The following is a 19,775-nucleotide window of genomic DNA, read 5'->3' on the forward strand; positions in this document are numbered from 1 at the left end:
CCACCGCGCCTGGGTCGGGCGGGGTACCGGGTCGGCCGGGGGCGGACCCGTCGGGGTCAGACCGTGGCGCGCTTCCGGAGGAAGACCCCGGCGAGTACGGCGCCGACGGCCACGATCACCGCGTTGACGAGCACCGCCGTGCCGACGCCGTCGAGGATCGCCGCGGCGGTGGCGGAGGCCCCGATCCCGGCGGTGGCGATGGCGCTCATGATCGGGGTGCCCATGGTGATGCCGATCTGCTGGGTCATGGTGGCGACGCCGGTGGCCATGCCCTGGTCCTCGTCCGGCAGGCCGGAGGTGGCGGTGACCATGAAGCCGACGATGACCAGCATGTTGCCGACGCCGCCGACGAAGGTGGCGAGCAGCAGCAGCCACATCCAGCTGCGGTCGTCGCCGAGGCCGAGCAGGGCGGCGGTGGCGACGGCCTGCACGATGCCGCCGGTGACGAGGGCGGGGGTGGTGCCGATGCGGCCGATGACGCGGGCCGCGGTGACGCCGCCGATCACGGTGCCGAGGCCGAGGACGGCGAAGGACAGGCCGGCGGCGAGCGGCGAGAAGCCGAGCACCTTCTGCAGGTAGAGGGTCATCAGGAAGACCAGCGAGGTCTCGGTGACGAAGGCGATGAGACCGGCGACGTTGCCCCAGATGACGGTGCGCCGGTGCAGCACCCGGACGGGCACGAGGGGCTGCGGCGACCGCTTCTCGACGAAGTAGAAGGCGACGAGCAGCACCACGCCGGCGAGGAGGCCGGTCAGTGCCCGGGCGTCGCCGAAGCCGTGCTCGCCGGCCATGGTGAGGCCGAAGACGAGGGCGAGCAGGCCGAGGGTGACGGTGAGGGCGCCGGGCACGTCGAGCCGGGCGCGCTCGCCGCGGCTCTCGCCGAGCACCCGGGGGGCGATGATCAGCACGGCCAGGGCGACCGGCACGTTGATGAAGAACGCCCACCGCCAGCTGAGCAGGTCGGTCAGGATGCCGCCGAGCACCGCGCCGGTGGTGAAGCCGGCCGACATGAGGGCGCCGTTGAGGCCGAGCGCCTTGTCGCGCAGCGGGCCCTCCGGGAAGGAGGAGGTGAGCAGCGAGAGGCCGGCCGGGGTGACGGCGGCGGTCGCCAGGCCCTGGGCGACGCGGGCGATGAGCAGCATCTCCGGGTTGACGGCGAGTCCGCCGACCAGGGAGGAGAGACCGAGCACGGCCAGGCCGGCCAGGAAGAGCCGGCGGCGGCCGACGAGGTCGGCGATCCGGCCGAAGAGCAGGGTGAAGCCGGCGGCGGAGAGCGCGAAGGCGGTGGCGATCCACTGCAGGTTCGCGAGGGAGAAGCCGAGGCCGCGGCCGATGACCGGGAGGGCCACGTTGAGGATCGAGAAGTCCACGGCCAGCATGAACTGCGCGACCAGCAGGACCACCAGGACGAGCCGCAGCCGGCCGGTGAGCTTCTGCGGCGCGGCGGCCGGCGCGGTTGCGGCGGCCACCTCGTCGATTGTCGACATGTCAGAGCCTTTCGTCATGTGCCGTGTCGGGGCGGGGAAGGGGGGGTGTGTCGGGCATGGAAGGGGTGTTCAGGGGGAAGTCTGCGAGCGCCCGCCGGACCGGGCCAGGCCCTTGGCCTGCCTACGCAGCGGCTGCCTACCACCGCGCTGCCTACCACTCGCAGGGTCAGGCTGGACGCCCCGCGCGGCGGCCCGGCGCGGTGATACTGGGGTGCATGGACACTCCCACCGAGCTCGGCGAATTCCTCCGCACCCGGCGGGCCCGGCTGCTGCCGGAGGACGTCGGGCTGGTCTCGTACGGGGCCCGGCGCGTGCCGGGTCTGCGGCGCGAGGAGCTCGCGCAGCTGGCCGGCGTGAGCTCCGCGTACTACACGCGGCTGGAGCAGGGGCAGAGCAGCAACGCCTCGGAGGCGGTGCTCGACGCGATCGCCCGGGCCCTGCGGCTGAGCGAGGACGAGCAGGTGCACCTGCGCAACCTGGCGCGTCCGCACCGCGGTTCGGGCCGCCGCCGACCGGAGCGGCCCGAGTACGCCCGGGCCGGCACCCGCCAGCTGGTCGCCGCCCTGGACGTGCCGGTGGTGCTGCTCGACCGGCGCAGCGAGGTGCTGGCGTGGAACGCCCTCGGCCACGCCCTGGTCGCCGGTCATCTGGACGCCTCCGCCCCGGACCGGCCCGCGGACCGGCCGAACCTGCAGCGGCTGCTGTTCCTGGACCCGCACACCCGCGAGCTGTACCCCCTGTGGGAGGAGGAGGCCCGGCGGGCGGTGGCCTCGCTGCGGATCACCGCCGGCCGGCACGCGGACGACCTCCGGCTGGCCGGTCTCGTCGGCGAACTCCTGATGAAGAGCCCGGAGTTCGCCGAGCTGTGGTCCCGGCACCCGGTGCGCAACTGCGTCGAGGGCGTGAAGTCCTTCCACCATCCGCTGGTCGGCCCGATGGAGCTGAGCTTCGAGACGGTACGGCTGGCAGACGAGTCGGGCCACTGGATGCTGATGTACAGCGCGGAGCCGGGTTCGCCCGCCGAGGCGGGGCTGCGGATGCTGCGCGAGGTCATGGTGCCCGGCCGGTCGCGGCCGGCCGCGGACCACACCCCGGCCGGCTGACCGGCCCGCCCGCACGGCGGTCACTCCCCCGCGCACCGGCGCCGCTCCATCCGGGCCGCGAACTGCTGCCAGGCCTCGGCGCACTCCGCGGCGGCCGCGGAGAGCATGCCCGTGGAGTGGGCGGGCACCGTGGAGATGATCCGCTCCCACTGGGCCGGCGGCAGGGTGCGCACCTGGAGCATCCGGAGCAGCAGCCGGCCGGTCTCGCTGAGCCGCAGCGAGGGGTCGCGGTGGAGGCTGTCGGCGAGGGCGGTGCGCCGCTCCCCCGGCGGGGCGAGCCGGACGACGGTGTGCGCGTCGTCGCGGGCCCGCTCCGGCGGCGGTGCGGCGGTCAGCACGCGCAGCGGTACGGGGTCCTCGCCGCGGCGCAGCCGGTCGCGGACGTCGCGGACGGTGCCGGGTGAGATGCCCGCCTGCTGGGCGATGGTGCGCAGCGACGCGTCGGGTGCGTCGGTGATGAGCCGGCCGGCCAGACGGCGGCCCTCGGAACTGTCGAGCGGGCGGGCCCGGCCGTCGCGGCCGACCCGGTGCTGCCACGGAGCGCCGGTGTCCGTGCCGCCGTGCGGCGCGGGCGCGGGTGCCGGGGCGGGGATGCGGCTGCGGAGTGCGGCGACCGTCCGGGCGGCGAGGCCCGCGGCGGTGGCGACCGCCCGGTCGGACCACTGCGGGTGGCTCTCCAGGATGCGGACGGCCGCGGCGCGGCGGTCGGCCGCGGAGAGCGGCAGGCCGTGCCCGGTGTTGGACCGGACGGCGAGGACGAACGCCTCGTCGGGGCTGCCCTCGAAGAACCGTACGGTGATCTCGCGGTCGCCGCGCAGCACGGCGGCCTTGAGCCGGTGCATGCCGTCGACGACGCGCATCGTGCCCCGGTGCACGATGATCGGCGGCAGTTCGTCCTCGGATTCGGCGAGGAGGCGGACGTGCTCCGGATCCTCGCCGGTGGTGCGTGGTGAATCGGCCGGCCGCAGCGCTGCGACCGGGGCCCGGCACGCGGGCCCCAGCCGCAGGGCGTGGGCGGTGTCGGGCTGGTGCCCGGCTTCGACGACCTCCATGGTCGACCTCCCCCTGCTGGTGACAAGAACAAACCAACCATGCGGTTCGTTTCTTGGCAACACCCCGGCGCCGAACACCGTGCAACCGCTGCCCGTCCGCGGTTGCACACCGGGCTCAGCCCCCGACGGACTGCGGGCTCCGCAGCTCGCTCTCGACGAACTCCCGCAGCCAGGAGCGGAAGTCCTCCCCCAGGTCGGCCCGCTCGCAGGCCAGCCGCACCGTCGTGCGCAGGTACTCGGCGCGGTCGCCGGTGTCGTAGCGGCGCCCCTCGAAGACCACGCCCCGTACCTCGCCGCGCCGGGCCAGCTCCCGCAGGGCGTCGGTGAGCTGGATCTCGCCGCCGCGCCCGGGGGGCGTGCGCTGCAGCACCCCGAAGATCTCCGGCGCGAGCACGTAGCGGCCGATGACGGCGTAGCCGCTGGGCGCCGCGCCGGGGTCGGGCTTCTCGACCAGGTCGACCACCCGCACCAGGCCGTCCGGCCCGGCCGGGCGCACGTCGGCGCAGCCGTAGAGGTGGATGCGGTCGGCCGGCACCTCGATCAGGGCGACCACGCTGCCGCCGTACCGCGCCTGCACCTCCACCATGCGGGCGAGCAGCGGGTCGCGGGGGTCGATGAGGTCGTCGCCGAGCAGCACCGCGAAGGGCTCGTCGCCGACGTGCGAGGCGGCGCACAGCACCGCGTGGCCCAGGCCGCGGGGGTCGCCCTGGCGCACGTAGTGCACGTCGGCGAGGTCGGTGGAGGCGCAGACCTGCGCGAGGCGTTCGGTGTCGCCCTTGCGCAGGAGCATGTCCTCCAGCTCGTAGTTGCGGTCGAAGTGGTCCTCCAGCGGCCGCTTGTTGCGGCCGGTGATCATGAGGACGTCGAGCAGGCCGGCCGAGACGGCCTCCTCGACGACGTACTGGATGGCCGGTTTGTCGACGACCGGGAGCATCTCCTTGGGTGTCGACTTGGTGGCGGGCAGAAAGCGGGTGCCGAGTCCGGCAACGGGGATGACGGCCTTGTTCAGGCGGGTCGGGTTCGTCTGCATGGCGGCCACAGTAGCCATGCACGGCAACGGAGTTGAAGCCCCGTCGAACGCCTCGGGGCGGCCCGGCGCTCAGTCGGCGAGGCCCTCGACACGGAGCTTCGGGAGCACCCCGGGCGCCGCGATCCCCGGCAGCGCCGTGCGCCAGAAGCGCGCGGTCAGCTCGGCCCTGCGGTAGGCGCCCGCGTGCCGGCGGTAGGCCAGCTCGACGCCCACCACGAGGAGTTCGACCATCGCCTCGATCGCCGGGAGGTCCGCCTCCGGGCGCAGGCTGCGGTCGGCCCGGGCCTGCCGCAGCAGCACCCGCACCGCGGGCTCCCAGGCGCCGTGCCAGTCGAGCGCCACCGGGCCGCCGCGCTCGCGCTCCCGGGCCAGGCGTACGGCCGCGCGGGCCAGCGCGTCGTCACCCTCCAGCAGCCGGCCGAGGGCGTGCGTCACCTCGATCACCGTCTGGAGCGGGGTGCGGCCGGCCCGGGCCGCGACGCCGACGGCGCACCGCGCCTCGGCGTAGCCCTCGTCCTCGACCGCGTTGGCGAGCTGGGCCTTGGAGTCGAAATGGAAGGAGAGCGCCCCCTTGCTCACCCGGGCCGCGTCACTGACGGCCGAGAGGGACGTGCGCTCGTAGCCGTCCCGGTCGAAGAGTCCGGCGGCGGCCCTGACCAGAGCCCGCCGCGTCTGCACGGCCCGCACCTGCTTCACCAACGCCGCCTCCCGCGAGCAGCACATCCCACGGACGGATTCCGACACCCGTCGTGGGCGAAATTCTGTCCCATCGACCGGCTCGCGGCGAGCATGAAACCGTATGAGCGGTTTGTTTCAGGCGGATGAAGCCGCCCGGAACCGGGCGGCGGGACGGGCCCGGCGGGCTAGCCGGCGATCCGGCGGCCGGCGGAGCGTTCGAAATCGCGGACCACCCGGGCGCCCCGGTCCTCGGCGGTGTCGAGGTGGGGCAGCACGCCGGGCACCGCGATGCCGGGCAGCACGTGCGACCAGAAGGTGGCCACCCGGCGCTCCAGGTCGGCCCGGCGGGTCATGCGCTGCGACAGCAGCTGGATGCCCGTCCAGGCGCCCACCACGAGCTCCGCGACGGCCTCCGGCTCGACGTGCGGCAGCACCTCGCCCTGCGCCTTCGCCTCGGCCACCAGGCCGGCGCACAGCTCGACCCAGGCGGGGAACGGCCCGCCCCCGAAGTCGCCGGCCTGCTCGACCGCGAGCCGCACGCCGCCGCGCAGCAGCGGGTCACCCGGCAGCCGGTACGCGACCGCCATCGTCACGTCCACCAGCTCCTGCAGCTTGAACGCCTGCGGCAGCACCGCGCCCTGCAGCAGCTGGGCGTCGAGGACGCCCCGGGCGAGCTCCTCCTTGGAGGTGAAGTGGAAGTAGAGCGCCCCCTTGGTCACCTCGGCCCGGGCCAGGATCTGCGCGATCGTGGCGCTCTCGTAGCCGCACTCGTCGAAGACGGCGGCAGCCGCCGCGAGGATGGTCCGCCGCGTGCGGATCGCTCGCTCCTGTTGCGCCACTGGGGGTCCTGCCTTTCCGTTCGCACCATGGTGCCCGACCCGGAGGCGAGGGTTCCGCTCCGGGTCCAAGCCGCTCCCGAGGAGCACTAGAAACCAAACCGTACATGCCGTATCTTTTTTCGAGCCAGAGCTGTGCGTCACTCACGTCCACCCCTGGGGGGATCCATGTCGCAGTCCACAGCGTCGACCACGCTCCGCCGACCGCACACCGGAACCGGGCACACCGCCCCGGCCGCAACGGAATCCGGCCCGCTCACCACCACCGTGCCACGGCAGTTCGTCCACCGCGCCGCCGTCGCCGAGGTCCTTCTCACCGGCTGGCAGCGCAGAGACGAGCACCGCTTCACCGTCTCCGCCCAGTGGCCCCGGGCCCACACCTTCTTCACCCCGCTCCTCGACGCCCGGCACGATCCTCTGCTCGTCGCCGAGACGATACGCCAGACCGGCGCCCTGCTCGCCCACGCCGAGTACGGCGTGCCGCTCGACCGGCACTTCCTCCTCTGGCAGCTCGACTACACCGCCCACGAGGAGCACCTCGCGGTCGGCCCCGTCCCCGCCGAACTCACCCTCGACGTCACCACGGAGGTGCAGCACCGGGCCGGCCGGCTCGCCGCCATGCACTACCGCGTCCAGGTGCGGCGCGGCGACGCGCTCCTCGCCACCGGCTCCGCGCAGTACACCTGCACCACGCCCGGGGTCTACGACCGGCTGCGCGGCGACCGCCGCAGCGCCGTCCCGTCCGAGACCCCGCCGGCCCCCGTGCCGGCCCGGTACGTCGGCCGCACCGACCCGCGGGACGTGGTGCTCGCCCCCACCGACCGGTCCGGGGTGTGGCAGCTGCGCTACGACCCGCACCACCCCGTGCTCTTCGACCACCCGTGCGACCACGTGCCCGGCATGGTGCTGCTGGAGGCCTCCCGCCAGGCGGCCCGCGCCGCACTCGGCTCACCGCGCTTCGTGCCGGTGAGCGCGCTCAGCGTCTTCGGCCGGTACGCCGAGTTCGACAGCCCCTGCCTGATCGGCACCACCGTGCTCCCGGCCGACCGCCCCGGCACCGCCATCGTCAACGTGACCGGGCACCAGGACGGCCACGAGGTCTTCAACACCCTGCTCACGGCGCAGGTCTGAGACCGCCGACGCGACCCGGCCGGACCGGCGGGACTCCCATGCCAGCACGCATCCTCATCACCGGAGCCACCGGCTTCATCGGCAGCCGGGTGGCCGCCGCCGCCCGCCGCTCCGCCCCGGACGCCACGCTCCTGCTCCTCTCCCGGCACCGCACCGGCACCGGAGGCGCCACCCCCGCCCCCGGCAGCCGGACGGTGCACGGCGACCTGGCCGACCCCGCCACCCTGGCGGGCGCCTGCCGCGGCGCCGACGTGCTCCTGCACTGCGCCTCGCTGATCGGCGGACCGGAGGCCGGCCTCACCGCCGTCAACGACCGCGGCACGGCCGCCCTGGTCGCCGACGCCCGGCGCCACGGCGTCGGGCGGATCGTGCTGGTGTCCACGGCGGCCGTGCACGGCCGGGGGCCGTTCCGCGGCACCGCCCCGCACCGGGCACCGCTCGCCCCGTCCTCGGCGACCAGCCGCACCCGGGCCGCCGCCGAGCGGCACGTCCTCGCCGCCGGCGGCACCGTGCTGCGGCCCCACCTGGTGTACGGCGCGGGCGACCGCTGGTTCGTCCCCGGGCTGGCCGCCCTGCACCGGAGGCTGGCCGCCGACCCCGCGGGCTGGGACGCCCTGCTCTCGCTCGTCGACGTCCGCGACCTCGCGGAGGCCGCCGTCGGGGCGGCGCTCGGCCCGGTGCCGCTGCCGGGCGCGCACTTCGTCAACCACCCCGAGCCGGTACGGTGTTCGGAGATCGTGGCGGCGCTGGCCGACCGGCTCGGACTGCGGCGGCACCGCTCCCGCATCGGCCTCGCGGAGGCCCGCGACCGGCTCACCGGCGACCCGGTCGGCCTGCACGCCCTCGAACGCCTCACCACCGACCACTGGTTCGCCGACGGCGCGGTGTGGCGGCTGACCGGCCGCGACCCCGGGCCGGGTTTCGCCGCCCGGTTCGCCGACCACCTCTCCTGGTACCGGCAGCACGTGCCCTGCTGACGGCCCCGGCCCCCGGCCCCTTCCCCCAAGGAGCGCGATGAGCACCGCACCCGGCATGCTGCACGGCAAGGTCGCCCTCGTCACCGGCGCCAGCAGCGGCATCGGTGCCGCCGCCGCCCGGGTGTTCGCCCGCGAGGGCGCCCGGCTCGTGCTCACCGCACGGCGCGCCGAGCGGCTCCACGACCTCGCGGCCGCACTTCGCGAGGACGGCGCCGAGGTCACCCACCTGGCCGCCGACGTCCGCGACCCGGCGGCCGCCCGCGCCGTGGTCGCGCTCGCGGTGGAGCGCTTCGGCCGGCTCGACGCGGCCTTCAACAACGCCGGTTACGGGACGGGCCGCACCCCCCTGCACCTGATGGCCGACGAGGTCTACGACGCCGTGGTCGACACCAACCTGCGCGGGGTCTGGAACTTCCTGCGCCCCGAGATCGCCGCCATGCTCACCGCCGGCGGCGGTGCGATCGTCAACACCAGCAGCACCGGCGGCCTGGTCGCCACCCCTGTCGCCGCGCCCTACGTCGCGTCCAAGCACGCCGTGATCGGGCTGACGAAGGCCGCCGCGGCGGAGTACGGCGCGCACGGCATCCGGGTCAACGCGATCGCGCCGGGCATCACCGGCACCGAGATGGTGACCGACTGGTTCGCCGCCAACCCGGGTGTGGAGGAGGCCCTGCACCGGGCCACCCCGCAGCCGCGGACGGCCCGCCCGGAGGAGGTCGCCGAGGCGGCGGCCTGGCTGTGCAGCGACCGCTCGTCCTTCGTCACCGGGGCGACGCTCGCGGTGGACGGCGGCTTCACCGCGCTCTGACCCGCGCTCCGACCCGCGCTCCGACCCGCCTCCCCTTGCCGGGTGGTCGGCCGCGCCGGGCCGCCGCCTCTCCAGCCGTCTCCAGCCGTCTCCCGTCCTCTCCCGTCCTCTCCCGTCCTCTCCCGTCCTCTCCCGTCCTCGTACGGATCGTCGCGGATGCCGCGACGAGTTCGACGATCCGGCGGGAGGCGGGCGGGGCCGCGGCGGCTAGCGTGGTCTCAGTCGAGCAGGGGCAGCGCGGGCAGGGTGAGGAAGTCGACGAACTCCTCGGCCAGCGCGACCTGTTCGAAGAGCCGGGCGGCCTCCGGCCAGCGTCCGGCGGCGTAGGCGGTCTCGCCGGCCGCGGCCTTCAGCTCGGCGAGCTCCTCCGCGACGAGCCGGCGCACGAGGTCCGCGGTGGCCTTCTCCCCGGTGTCGGCGAGGACGACGCCGTTGTTGATCCACTGCCAGGTCTGCGAGCGGGAGATCTCGGCGGTGGCGGCGTCCTCCATCATGTTGAAGATCGCGACGGCGCCGAGACCGCGCAGCCACGCCTCGATGTAGCGGATGCCGACCTGCACGGCGTTGTGCAGCCCGGCCCGGGTGCAGGTGCCGCCGGCGCCCGCGACGTCGAGGAGGTCGGCGGCCGTGACCGGCTCGGCGGAGCCGGGCGCGTCCTTCTGGTTCGGGCGGTCGCCGAGCACGGCGTCGAAGCAGGCCCCGGCGACGGGCACCAGGTCGGGGTGGGCGACCCACGAACCGTCGAACCCGCCGGCGGCCTCGCGCCGCTTGTCGGCCTCGACCTTCTCGAAGGCGGCGGCGTTGACCGCGGCGTCCCGTCGGGACGGGATGAACGCGGCCATGCCGCCGATGGCGTGGGCGCCGCGCCGGTGGCAGGTGCGCACGAGCAGGCGGGTGTAGGCGGCCATGAACGGCGAGGCCATGGTCACGGTGTTGCGGTCCGGCAGGATGAAGTGCTCGCCGGCGTCGCGGAAGTTCTTGACGATGGAGAAGAGGTAGTCCCAGCGGCCGGCGTTGAGGCCGGCGGCGTGGTCGCGCAGCTCGTAGAGGATCTCGTCCATCTCGAAGGCGGCCGTGACGGTCTCGATGAGCACGGTGGCCCGCACGGTGCCGTACGGGATGCCGAGGGCCGCCTGCGCGTGGGTGAAGACGTCGTTCCAGAGCCGGGCCTCCAGGTGGCTCTCGGTCTTCGGCAGGTAGAAGTACGGCCCGGAGTTGGGGTCGTCGGCGCCGCGGGCGAGCAGGCGGGCCGCGTTGTGGAAGAAGTACAGGCCGAAGTCGACGAAGGCGCCGGCGACGGGGGTGCCGTCGACGAGCAGGTGGTTCTCGTCGAGGTGCCAGCCCCGGGGGCGGACCACGACGGTGGCGAGCCCGGCGGCGGGCCCGAGGGTGTAGGCCTTGCCGGCCTCCGAGGTGAAGTCGATGCGGCCCTCGAAGGCGTCGACCAGGTTGATCTGGCCGCCGACGACGTTCTCCCAGGTGGGCGAGGAGGCGTCCTCGAAGTCGGCGAGCCAGATGCGGGCGCCGGAGTTGAGGGCGTTGATCACCATCTTGCGGTCGGTGGGGCCGGTGATCTCGACGCGGCGGTCCCGGAGGGCGCGGGGGGCCTCGGCGACCGTCCAGTCGCCGGCCCGGACGTCCGCGGTCTCCGGGAGGAAGTCGAGGGTGCCGGTCGCGGCGATCTCCGCGCGGCGGGTCTTCCGTCGGGCGAGGAGTTCCTGGCGGCGGCCTTCGAAGGCGCGGTGCAGCCCGACGACGAACGCGACGGCCTCCGGGGTGAGCACCTCCTCGGCGCGGGCGACGCGCGGACCGGCGACAGTGACGACCGGGGCGGCGGGGACGGCGCCGACGGGTCCCTGATCTGCAGCCATGGGCAGGACACTCCTTGGACGGTTGAGCCAGTGCGGGGGCCCCGACGGGGACTCCCGGGATGCGGACCCCCCGAGCGGAGGGTTCCGTTCTGTAGAGTGGAGCCTAGTTTCCGCGATGCAGAATTTCAACGGTTTGTTGAGGCGATCGCCGAGCTCCGCTCCTCCCCACGACCGCGAAGGGAACGCCGGTGGCCAGCACCCCCGCAGACCGGACAGGCACCGACCGCTCCGGCGGCGTGCAGTCCGTCGAGCGCGCCTTCCTGCTGCTGGAGGCGCTCGCCGACGCCGGCGGCGTCGCCGCGCTCAGCGAGCTGTCCGCCAGCTCCGGCCTGCCGATGCCGACCATCCACCGCCTCATCCGTACCCTCGTGCAGCAGGGATATGTCCGGCAGGACACCGCTCGCCGCTACACCCTCGGCCCGCGCCTGATCCGGCTCGGCGAGACCGCCGGCCGCCTCCTCGGCAGCTGGGCCCGCCCCTACCTGGCCGAACTCATGGAGGCCACCGGCGAGACCGCCAACCTCGCCGTGCTGGAAGGCGGCGAGGTCGTCTACGTCGGCCAGGTGCAGTCGCGCCGTTCCATGCGGATGTTCACCGAGGTCGGCCGGCGCGTACAGCCGCACTGCACCGGCGTCGGCAAGGCCCTGCTCGCCCAGCTGCCCGAGGACGAGGCCCGGGCGGTGCTCGGCACCCAGCCGCTCCAGGCCCACACGCCCCACACCCTGACCGACCCCGCCGAACTCCTCCGCCACCTCGCCGCCGCCCGCGCCTCGGGCTACGTGGTCGACGACCAGGAGCAGGAGATCGGCGTGCGCTGCATCGCCGTCGCCGTGCCCGGCGCACCGGCCCCGGCCGCACTCTCCGTCTCCGGCCCGGAGGCCCGGATCAGGGCGCTGGAGAGCCAGGACGGCCAGGCCGCCCTGGTGCCGGTGATGCAGGAGATCGCCACCCGCCTCGGCCGGGTGCTCGCCCCCTGAGCCGGCGGACCCGTCCCGGCCCGCACCACCGCACCGGCCGCACCACCGCACCGGCCCGACCCGCTGCCCCGGCCCCGAGCCGGGGCCGGGGCAGCGGCGGGCGGTCACTGCAGGCTGAGCTCGCCGGTCTGCGCCACCGCCACCACGTACACCGTGAGCTCCGGCTCCGTGCCGACCTGCCGGAAGAGCGCCGGCGCCGCCGGTCGCCCCGGCGCGCTGCGGACCGCCTCCAGGGCGGCCATGTCACGCCACAGACTCTGCACCCGCCACCGGCCGCCGGGCCCGTGCAGCAGCTCGGTGCGGACGAGCCCCTCGGGCAGCGGGCCCGCCACCAGCTCGCGGTACAGGGCCACCAGTTCGGCCTCACGCTCCGGCGCGACGACGGCGCCGACCTCACTCAGAACCAGCTCGGTCATGGCTCACCTCCGGATCTCCAACGTACGCCGGGAGCGGTCGGCACGCAGCCGCCGGACGCCCGCACCGGCGGCGACCCGCCGTGACGGGACCCGTACGCCGCGCGAGCACGCCGCGGCCGTCCGCACGGATCCGACGGGCCGTCAGGACGGACGGCACCGGCGCCCCGCGGCCGCGTACCGCCGTCCAGGTGGGGAACGATCACCCCGTCCGCTAGGTTGAACGGGTGCGGCCGCCCGGGCCGCGCCCGCCCGTCGAGCCTCCGAGGAACCGACCGAGATGACCGCGCCCCTGCCTGGCTTCGCCGGCCACACCTACCGCTTCCAGGTCGACAACGGCGCGGCCTTCCGCAACACGTACGCGGCCGACGGCACCCGGTTGCGCTGGGAGGGCCTCGGCGAGTCCGCCGGGCAGTACGAGGACGTCGCCCTGCACGTCGCCCAGGTCGGCCCGCAGGTCTGGTTCGTCAGCTGGACGGAGCAGAGCGGCATCACCGTCAGCCACGTGATGGACCTCGCCGCCCTCACCGTGCGGGTCTTCTGGACGTACGAGGGCGAGGGCGGCCGGGTCGGCGAGCTGCACAGCGGCGTGCTGGAGCAGCTCAGCTGACCGGGATCATCCCGCCGACGGCCGCGGCGGCCGCCGGCGCGCCGGTGTCGCCCGCGGAGAGGTGCGCGGACATCCACTCCAGCGAGGGCGCGAGCAGTTGCGTCCAGGTGCGGAAGTTGTGGCCGCCCTGCGGCACCCAGGCGGTGTTCGCCGTCATCGGGGCCCGCACGGCCTGCTGGAAGGCCTCCGTACCCTGCCGGTAGCCGCCGTCGCCCGCCTGGCTGCCCGCCAGGAGCACGGAGATCCGCGGCTGCGGCAGGTGCTGCAGCCGCCACATCAGGTCGGCCTCGTTGCGGCGCTGCGCGCTGCCCCGGAAGAGGTCGCCGGTCGTGGCGTCCTCCGCGGCCTTGTAGTAGCCGGACATCGCGACCGCGGTCGGGAAGACCTCCGGGTGGCGCATGGCCATCTTCAGCGCGCAGTAGCCGCCGGTCGAGTTGCCCATCACCGCCCAGCCGGAGGGCGAGGTCGTCACCCGGTAGCTGGCCGCCACGACCGCGGGCACGTCCCGGGTGAAGTACGTCTCCGAGGGTGCGCCGCCGGGGATGTCCTCGCACTCGGTGTCGGCGGGCATCGCGGGCGAGGGGCGCATCAGCACGAGCACGGTCGGCCGCATCCGCCCTGCCTGCACCGACTGGAGTGCCGCCGCAGGGTAGTTGAGCCGGGTGATGAGGTTCTTGGCGTCCCCGGGGAAGCCGGTCATCACGACCGCGGCCGGGAACCGCCGCTGCGCGTACGCGGGCTGGAAGTACTGCGGGGGGAGGTACACGTAGGCGTCGGTGGCCAGGCCGGAGACCGAGCCGGTGATCCGTACGGACTGCACCTGGCCGACCTGGTCGGGGCCGCCGTTGCCGCCCTGCACCTGTTCCTGGCCCAGCAGTTCGGCCTTCACGACCGGCCGGGGCGCCTGCCGGTCGTCGGCGGCCGCCTGCACGCTCACCGGGCCGGTGTCGCCGGTGCCCAGCAGGTCGTCCCAACTGCTGTAGAAGGCGAAGTAGTTGTTGGCGACCAGCCCGATCGCGCAGAGCACCGCGAGCTGGCAGGTCAGCAGGGCGGTGATCCGTCCGAGCACCGCCGCCCAGGTCGGCCGGGAGAGCCGCGGCCACCACACGACGGTCGCCGCCAGGATGAGGACGGCGACGGCGACCGCGATCGCCAGGACCGTCCCGCTGGTGAGTCCCATTCCCCTGCCACTCTCCGTAGATCCCCGCGCACCGCGCCGGCCGGCGTCCGTCCGGCGGCCTCCCCGTGAACCCACGCGCAACGGCGGGCTGCCGGTTGCACCCCGGAGCGGGCGGTTCCCGGCGCACCGCACCGGAGCCGTGCATGCCGACGGACAAGTATGCACGTCCGTAGGGGTACGGCCCACCTGCGCACCGGTGGCGGTGACTCAGATCACCCGGGGGACCGACCCGGAGCCTGGCGTTGACGCGCCGTTGCGGCGCGGCGGCGGATCAGCCCAGCGGCACGACCGCCACCGGGCAGTACGCGTGGTGCAGCACCGCGTGCACCGCGGTACCGAGCCGCAGGCCGAAGTGCGGGGCCGGCTGCCGCCGGGAGACCACGAGCAGGGCCGCCTTGCGGGACGCCTCGACGAGGGTGCCCGCGGTCGCGCCGTGCTCCTGCCGGGCCTCGAACACCACGTCGGGGAACTCCTCGCGGATCGGGTCGCAGGTGTGCCGCAGCAACTGCTCGTGCAGGCGGGCCTCCTCGCCGAGCTCGTCGACCATCGGCGCCATGTGGCCGACGTCCGCGACCACCGGCGACCAGGTGTGCAGGGCGTGCACCGGCAGGCCGGTCAGCTCGCCGGTGCGGAGCGCGAACCGCAGGGTGCCGCCGTCGTGTTCGTCACGGACCGCGACCAGCACGTGGCTGCCGACCTGCGGGGCGCCGCGGACGACGACCACCGGGCAGCTCGCGTGCGCGGCGACCCGCAGGCTGACGGAGCCGAGCAGCAGGGAGGCGAACCCGCCGTGGCCGCGGGTGCCGACGACGGCGAGTTCGGCGTGCTCGGCGGCGGTGAGCACGGCCTCGGCCGCGTCCCGCGGGACGACGTCGCCGGTGAGGCGCAGCGTCGGGTGGGAGGCGCGGACCTTGCCGAGCGCGTCCGTCAGGACGGCGTCGGCGTCGTGCAGGATCAGGTCGGTCACGGCCGAGCTCGTTCGCGGCGAGAGCGTCACCGTGCCGGTGTTGACCGCGTGCACCAGGTGCAGCGCACAGCCGCGGCGGGCGGCCTCCTGGGCGGCCCAGTCGGCCGCGGCCGCGGCGTGCGCCGACCCGTCGACGCCGACGACGACACCTGCGGGGGATCTGCTGTTCATGGCCGGCTCCCGTGCTGCGCCTCGCCCCGGCACGGCCTCGGGCCGTGCGGCGGGGCCCCTGGGGCGTGCCCGGGCACCACGGACGGACGACCGCACTGCGGCACGCCTCAGTACCAGGATGCCTCTTCGGCGGCCGGCGGGCGCGCTTCCGGCGGGGCGGCCCGGGTCACCAGGCGAAGGCGGCGGCCGGATTGGCGGTCAGCACCCGGTGGGCGAGGTCCGGGCCGAGGCGGGGCCGCAGGCGGCGCAGCAGGTGGGCCATGCCGGGGTTGCCGCGGGCGGCGGCCGTGGTGGTGTCGCCGCCGAGCAGGAGGCGGTCGGCGTGCCCGGCGTCGGCGAGCGCGTGCAGGCCGTCGACGAGCCGGTGGTCGGTGGCGTGGTGGGCGAGGGAGGGTCCGTCGAAGGCGAGGTAGGCGCCGGAGGCGGCGAGTTCGCGGTGCAGGCCGGGGTCGGGGAAGCGGTTGAGGTGGCCGAGGACGACGCGGTGCGGGGGCACGCCGAGCGTGTCGCAGAGGAGTTCGAGGACGTCCTGCGCGCCGGTGCCGAGTTCGTGGTGGACGGCGACGGGTGCGCCGGTGGCGTGGTGCGCCTCGGCGGCGGCGGCCATCGTCCACCGGGCGTGCGCGTCCAGGCCGTGGTAGCCGCCGGCGACCTTGACCAGGCCCGCACCGGCGCGGAGTTCGGCGGTGAAGAGCTCGGCGAGCGGGAGCCGGGCGAGGCCGTCCGGGTCGGTGTAGTGGGCGGCCTGGTGGAGGCCGGTGGCGGAGACGATGTGCACGCCGGTGGCCTTCGACAGGGCGGGCAGGTCGGCGCGGCGGCGCCCGAGGCCGTACGGCGTCCACTGGACGACGGCACGGCCGCCGAGCGCGGCGAAGGCGTGCAGCTCCTGCTCGGCGGCGGCGGGGTCGTCGAGCTCGCGGCCGGGGAGCAGGGCGCTGCACAGGAAGAGGTGGTCGTGGGCGTCGGTGACGCCGAGCTCCTCGGGCGGCACGGGCCCGAGCACGGTGTGGACCGCGGTCACGGTGTGCGGGCGGCGTCGAGGGCGCGGGCTGGGGCGGGGGCTGGACCGGTCATGTCAGGCCCCTGCGGGAGGAGGTGGAACCCGGGACGGGAGAGGTGCAGTACCCGGAAGGTGTCGGGGCTCGGCGCGGGCGGGCCGTCGGCCCACAGCTCGAACACGGCGAGTTCCCAGCGGTCCGGGTCGAGGGCGACGGCCGCGGAGTGCAGGCCGGGCGCGTCGCCGAGGGCGTCGGCGGCCCGGGCGATCTCCTCGCCGGGGTCGGCGTCGGCGGCCAGCGGGTGCAGGGTGCGGGTGGCGGTGCGGGGCGGCGCGTCGGCGGCCGGGCCGGTGCGGAAGGCGGTGCCGAGCCAGTGGCGGACGGCGGGCCGGCCGAAGTCGGCGCTGAGTCCGCGGAATCCGGCGCCGCCGAGGAAGTCCGCCATGCCTTCGGCGGTGTGCCAGAGGTAGAACGGCGCGTACTGGTTGACGGGCGAGCCGTCCCGGCCGCGCTCGCGGACGAGGTACGCCTTGAGGCCGAGCCCCGGGAGGTCGTCGGTGCGGTGGCCGTTGGCGGCGACCCGGCGGTGGACGATCGCCATGTCGTAGTCGGCGGGCAGGGTGATGGCGTACTGCATGGCCTGCATCGGGCGTCTCCTCAGGGGGTGCGGAGCAGGGCGAGGGCGCCGCGGACGGCCCGGTCGAAGGGCTCGGGCGAGCCTGCGGCGCGGGCGAGGACGTACCCGCCCTGGACGACGGCGACGATCGCGGCGGCGGTGTCGGCCGGGTCGGGGCCGTCGGCGAGCTCGCCGGCGGCGCGGCCCTCGGCGACGATCCCGGCGATCCGTCCGTGCAGCCAGGCGAAGGTCTCCTCGACCGGTGCCCGCAGCCGCGGGTCGGCGAGGACGTCCGGGTCCTGGGCCATGCGGCCGATGCGGCAGCCGCGCAGCACGTCGCGCTCGCGCCCCAGGTAGGCGGCGATCCGCTCGTACGCGGTGCCGGGGCCGCCGAGGCGCTCCTCGGCGAGGGCGCGGAGCTGTCCGGCGCTGCGGCGCAGGGCGGTCGCGGCGAGGTCGGGCTTGCCGTCGAAGTGGTGGTACATGCTGCCCTGTCCGGCGCCGGCGTGCTGCTGGATGGCCCGCGGGCTGGTGCCGGTGTAGCCGCGTTCCCAGAGGAGTTCCTGGGTGCTCTCGACGAGTCGGTCCTGGGTGCTCACACGGCTCACTGTACATACCGGTAGGTACAGAATCCAGGGCGGCGGGCACGGGTCGGGGGCCGTCCCGGTCCGGGAACGGCCCCCTCTGCCCGGCGGCCCTGCGCGGCGCGGCTCAGGCGGGGACGCGCTCCGGGGTGGGCGACGCGGCCGGCGCGGCGACGACGTGCCCGGTGCCGAACCGCGGCAGCAGCCGGTCCAGCCAGCCGGGCAGCCACCAGTTGAGGCGGCCCAGCAGGGTCATCGTGGCGGGCACCAGCACCAGCCGGACGACCGTCGCGTCGACCAGCACCGCGGCCGCCATGCCGACGCCCATCATCTTGACGGTGATGTCCGGGTCGATCGCGAAGCCCGTGAACACCGCGACCATGATGGCCGCCGCGCTGCTGATGACCCGGCCGGTCGCCGACAGGCCCCGCACCACCGAGCCGCGGGCGTCCCCGGTCGCGAGCCAGTCCTCGCGCACCCGGTCCAGCAGGAAGACCTCGTAGTCCATGGAGAGGCCGAAGAGCACCGTGAACATCAGGATCGGCACCCAGCTGGAGACCGGCACCGCGTGCGGCAGCCCCAGCGCCCGCGCGCCCGCGTCGGACTGGAAGACCGCCGTCGTCACGCCGTACGCCGCCGCCACCGACAGCAGGTTCATCGCGGCCGCCTTCACCGCGATCACCGGGGCCCGGAAGAGCACGGTCAGCAGGACGAGCGACAGCGCGACCACCACCGGCACCACCAGCCAGAGCCGGGAGGCCAGTCGGTCGGATATGTCGGAGAAGGCGGCGACCGTGCCGGTCACCTCGGCGCCCGCGGGCAGCACCCCGGCCCGTACGGCCTTCAACAGCCGCGCGGTGCGGGCGTCCTGCGGGCCGGTGGTGGGCGTCACGGTGACGACGGCGGCGTCACCGGCCCGGTTGACCAGCGGCGGCGCGACCGCCGCGACACCCGGCTCGGCCTTCAACGACGCGACGATCCCGGGCAGTTCGGCCTGCGGGATCCGACGCAGGTCCACCGCCACCACCAACGGGCCGTTGGCGCCCGGCCCGTAGGCCGCCGCCGTCAGGTCGTACGCCTTGCGGGTGGTGTTCGACGCCGACTGGCTGCCCGCGTCCTGCGGCCAGGTGCGCATGCCCAGCACCGGGGCCGCCAGGGCCAGCAGCAGCACCAGCGAACCGACCGCGGCCGCCACCGGACGCCGGCCGATCAGCCCGGCCCACCGCTCGGTGCGGGTCGGGCCGCGCTCCGGCCGGACCCGCGGCCCGCGGCGCTCGGCCCGGCGCAGCAGCCGGTCGCCGGCCAGCGAGCACAGCGCCGGCACGAGCGTCAGCGCCGCCGCCATCACGGCACCGACCACGGCGAACGTCGCGTAGCCGAACGAGGAGTACGTGGGCAGGCCGGCCAGCTTCAGCCCGAACAGCGCGACCAGCACGGTGGATCCGGCCACCACCACGGACGCACCGGCGGTGGCCGTCGCCTCGGCGGCGGCCTCGTGCCTGTCCAACCCCTTGCGCAGGCCCTCGACATGGCGGCTCACCAGCAGCAGCGCGTAGTCGATGCCGACGCCCAGGCCGACCATGGAGGCCACCGTCGGCGCGGTCGGGCTGATGTCGGTGACGGCCGCCAGCAGGGAGGTCAGCGCGGTGCCGAGGCCGAGACCGGCGAGTGCCACCACCAGGGGAAGCCCGGCGGAGACCAGCGTGCCGAGCGCGACGACGAGGATGACCAGCGCGGCACCCACGCCGATCATCTCGGCGACGCCGTCCGGCGCGGTGAAGTTCTCCGGCAGCTGGCCGCCGTACTCGACCTGCAGGCCGGCCCCTTCGGCCGGGCTCCCGGCCGTGCGCAGCGCGTCCAGGCCCTCGGAGCCCCGGAAGTCCGTGACGGGCACGGAGTAGGAGACCGCCAGCAGGGCGGTGTCGCCGCGGGCCGACAGCACGGGCGGGGCCACCGCGGACACCCCGGGGAGGGCGGCGAGCCGGGTGTGCAGCGCGTCCAGCTCGGCGGCGGGCACCGGGGCGCCGTGCCGGTCGTGGACGACGACCCGGGCGCTCGCCCCGGACATCTCGGGGAAGCGCGCGGTCAGCAGGTCGCTGCCGGCGGTGGAGCGGGTGCCCGGCACCCGGTAGTCGTCGCGCGGGGTGCCGCCGAACGCGGCGGCGAGGCCCAGGGCGACGGCGAGCAGCAGTGCCCAGGCGAGCACGGTGCGCCAGGGCCGGGCGGCGGATGCGCCGCCCAGTCGGGCGAGCAGGGAGGACATGTCGGGCCTTTCGGCAGCGGTGA

The 19,775-nt window shown here is 75.3% G+C and carries 19 protein-coding genes; 6 read left to right on the forward strand and 13 right to left on the reverse strand.

Annotation, left to right across the window (positions count from 1 at the left end; translation table 11 throughout):
• Nucleotides 1-56: 56 nt before the first annotated feature.
• A complete protein-coding gene (locus OG335_RS09945; RefSeq protein WP_405010691.1) occupies nt 57-1,487 on the reverse strand; it encodes an MFS transporter in 1,431 nt (476 codons plus the stop codon).
• A gap of 215 nt (nt 1,488-1,702) precedes the next feature.
• Here OG335_RS09945 and OG335_RS09950 point away from each other — a divergent pair, with 215 nt between their 5' ends.
• Nucleotides 1,703-2,590 (forward strand): helix-turn-helix domain-containing protein, encoded by an 888-nt coding sequence (locus OG335_RS09950; RefSeq protein WP_405010692.1) that lies wholly within the window; start codon nt 1,703-1,705, stop codon nt 2,588-2,590.
• 20 nt (nt 2,591-2,610) lie between these two features.
• Here OG335_RS09950 and OG335_RS09955 read toward each other — a convergent pair whose 3' ends face one another.
• From OG335_RS09955 to OG335_RS09970, 4 genes are all read right to left on the reverse strand, one after another.
• Nucleotides 2,611-3,642 (reverse strand): ParB/RepB/Spo0J family partition protein, encoded by a 1,032-nt coding sequence (locus tag OG335_RS09955; RefSeq protein ID WP_405010693.1) that lies wholly within the window; start codon nt 3,640-3,642, stop codon nt 2,611-2,613.
• 115 nt (nt 3,643-3,757) lie between these two features.
• Nucleotides 3,758-4,672, reverse strand: coding sequence for a UTP--glucose-1-phosphate uridylyltransferase GalU (galU, locus tag OG335_RS09960; RefSeq protein WP_405010694.1), 915 nt, complete (start codon nt 4,670-4,672; stop codon nt 3,758-3,760).
• A gap of 69 nt (nt 4,673-4,741) precedes the next feature.
• A complete protein-coding gene (locus tag OG335_RS09965; protein ID WP_405015347.1) occupies nt 4,742-5,368 on the reverse strand; it encodes a TetR family transcriptional regulator in 627 nt (208 codons plus the stop codon).
• A gap of 167 nt (nt 5,369-5,535) precedes the next feature.
• The gene (locus tag OG335_RS09970) at nt 5,536-6,189 is read right to left on the reverse strand and encodes a ScbR family autoregulator-binding transcription factor (RefSeq protein WP_405010695.1); all 654 of its coding nucleotides are present in this window, start codon (nt 6,187-6,189) and stop codon (nt 5,536-5,538) included.
• Nucleotides 6,190-6,354: 165 nt separating this feature from the next.
• Here OG335_RS09970 and OG335_RS09975 point away from each other — a divergent pair, with 165 nt between their 5' ends.
• Genes OG335_RS09975 through OG335_RS09985 form a run of 3 tightly spaced genes read left to right on the forward strand, consistent with a single transcriptional unit; the run spans nt 6,355 to nt 9,102 of the window.
• Nucleotides 6,355-7,317 carry a ScbA/BarX family gamma-butyrolactone biosynthesis protein gene (locus OG335_RS09975; protein WP_405010696.1) on the forward strand — a complete coding sequence of 321 codons (963 nt, stop codon included), beginning with the start codon at nt 6,355-6,357 and terminating at the stop codon, nt 7,315-7,317.
• Nucleotides 7,318-7,355: 38 nt separating this feature from the next.
• On the forward strand, nt 7,356-8,294 hold the full coding sequence (locus OG335_RS09980) for an NAD-dependent epimerase/dehydratase family protein (RefSeq protein ID WP_405010697.1): 939 nt from the start codon (nt 7,356-7,358) through the stop codon (nt 8,292-8,294).
• A gap of 37 nt (nt 8,295-8,331) precedes the next feature.
• Complete coding sequence (locus OG335_RS09985; RefSeq protein WP_405010698.1) at nt 8,332-9,102, forward strand: SDR family NAD(P)-dependent oxidoreductase; 771 nt, start codon at nt 8,332-8,334, stop codon at nt 9,100-9,102.
• A 218-nt stretch (nt 9,103-9,320) separates the two neighbouring features.
• Here OG335_RS09985 and aceB read toward each other — a convergent pair whose 3' ends face one another.
• Nucleotides 9,321-10,973 (reverse strand): malate synthase A, encoded by a 1,653-nt coding sequence (gene aceB, locus OG335_RS09990; protein WP_405010699.1) that lies wholly within the window; start codon nt 10,971-10,973, stop codon nt 9,321-9,323.
• Nucleotides 10,974-11,161: 188 nt separating this feature from the next.
• Here aceB and OG335_RS09995 point away from each other — a divergent pair, with 188 nt between their 5' ends.
• A complete protein-coding gene (locus OG335_RS09995; protein WP_405010700.1) occupies nt 11,162-11,950 on the forward strand; it encodes an IclR family transcriptional regulator in 789 nt (262 codons plus the stop codon).
• A 104-nt stretch (nt 11,951-12,054) separates the two neighbouring features.
• On the opposite strand, the gene OG335_RS10000 is transcribed toward OG335_RS09995, so the two are convergent.
• Nucleotides 12,055-12,366 (reverse strand): antibiotic biosynthesis monooxygenase, encoded by a 312-nt coding sequence (locus tag OG335_RS10000; RefSeq protein WP_405010701.1) that lies wholly within the window; start codon nt 12,364-12,366, stop codon nt 12,055-12,057.
• 277 nt (nt 12,367-12,643) lie between these two features.
• Between OG335_RS10000 and OG335_RS10005 the strand changes: the two genes are divergently transcribed.
• A complete protein-coding gene (locus tag OG335_RS10005; RefSeq protein ID WP_405010702.1) occupies nt 12,644-12,973 on the forward strand; it encodes a MoaF-related domain-containing protein in 330 nt (109 codons plus the stop codon).
• On the opposite strand, the gene OG335_RS10010 is transcribed toward OG335_RS10005, so the two are convergent.
• From OG335_RS10010 to OG335_RS10035, 6 genes are all read right to left on the reverse strand, one after another.
• Nucleotides 12,966-14,153: an alpha/beta hydrolase gene (locus tag OG335_RS10010; RefSeq protein WP_405010703.1), complete on the reverse strand. Its 1,188-nt coding sequence runs from the start codon at nt 14,151-14,153 to the stop codon at nt 12,966-12,968. The genes OG335_RS10005 and OG335_RS10010 overlap by 8 nt on opposite strands.
• 271 nt (nt 14,154-14,424) lie before the next feature.
• Nucleotides 14,425-15,291, reverse strand: coding sequence for a universal stress protein (locus OG335_RS10015; protein ID WP_405010704.1), 867 nt, complete (start codon nt 15,289-15,291; stop codon nt 14,425-14,427).
• Between the two features lie 166 nt (nt 15,292-15,457).
• Complete coding sequence (locus OG335_RS10020) at nt 15,458-16,312, reverse strand: phosphotriesterase (protein WP_405010705.1); 855 nt, start codon at nt 16,310-16,312, stop codon at nt 15,458-15,460.
• Entirely contained in the window at nt 16,309-16,935 is a 627-nt protein-coding gene (locus tag OG335_RS10025) for a DUF4865 family protein (protein ID WP_405010706.1), read from the reverse strand. Before OG335_RS10025 ends, OG335_RS10020 begins: the two co-directional genes overlap by 4 nt.
• An 11-nt stretch (nt 16,936-16,946) precedes the next feature.
• Nucleotides 16,947-17,504, reverse strand: a complete 558-nt coding sequence (locus OG335_RS10030) for a TetR/AcrR family transcriptional regulator (RefSeq protein ID WP_405010707.1) — start codon at nt 17,502-17,504, stop codon at nt 16,947-16,949.
• Nucleotides 17,505-17,616: 112 nt separating this feature from the next.
• The gene (locus OG335_RS10035) at nt 17,617-19,752 is read right to left on the reverse strand and encodes an MMPL family transporter (protein WP_405010708.1); all 2,136 of its coding nucleotides are present in this window, start codon (nt 19,750-19,752) and stop codon (nt 17,617-17,619) included.
• Nucleotides 19,753-19,775: the final 23 nt, after the last annotated feature.

The organism is Kitasatospora sp. NBC_01539 (assembly GCF_045040525.1).
Lineage (GTDB): Bacteria > Actinomycetota > Actinomycetes > Streptomycetales > Streptomycetaceae > Kitasatospora.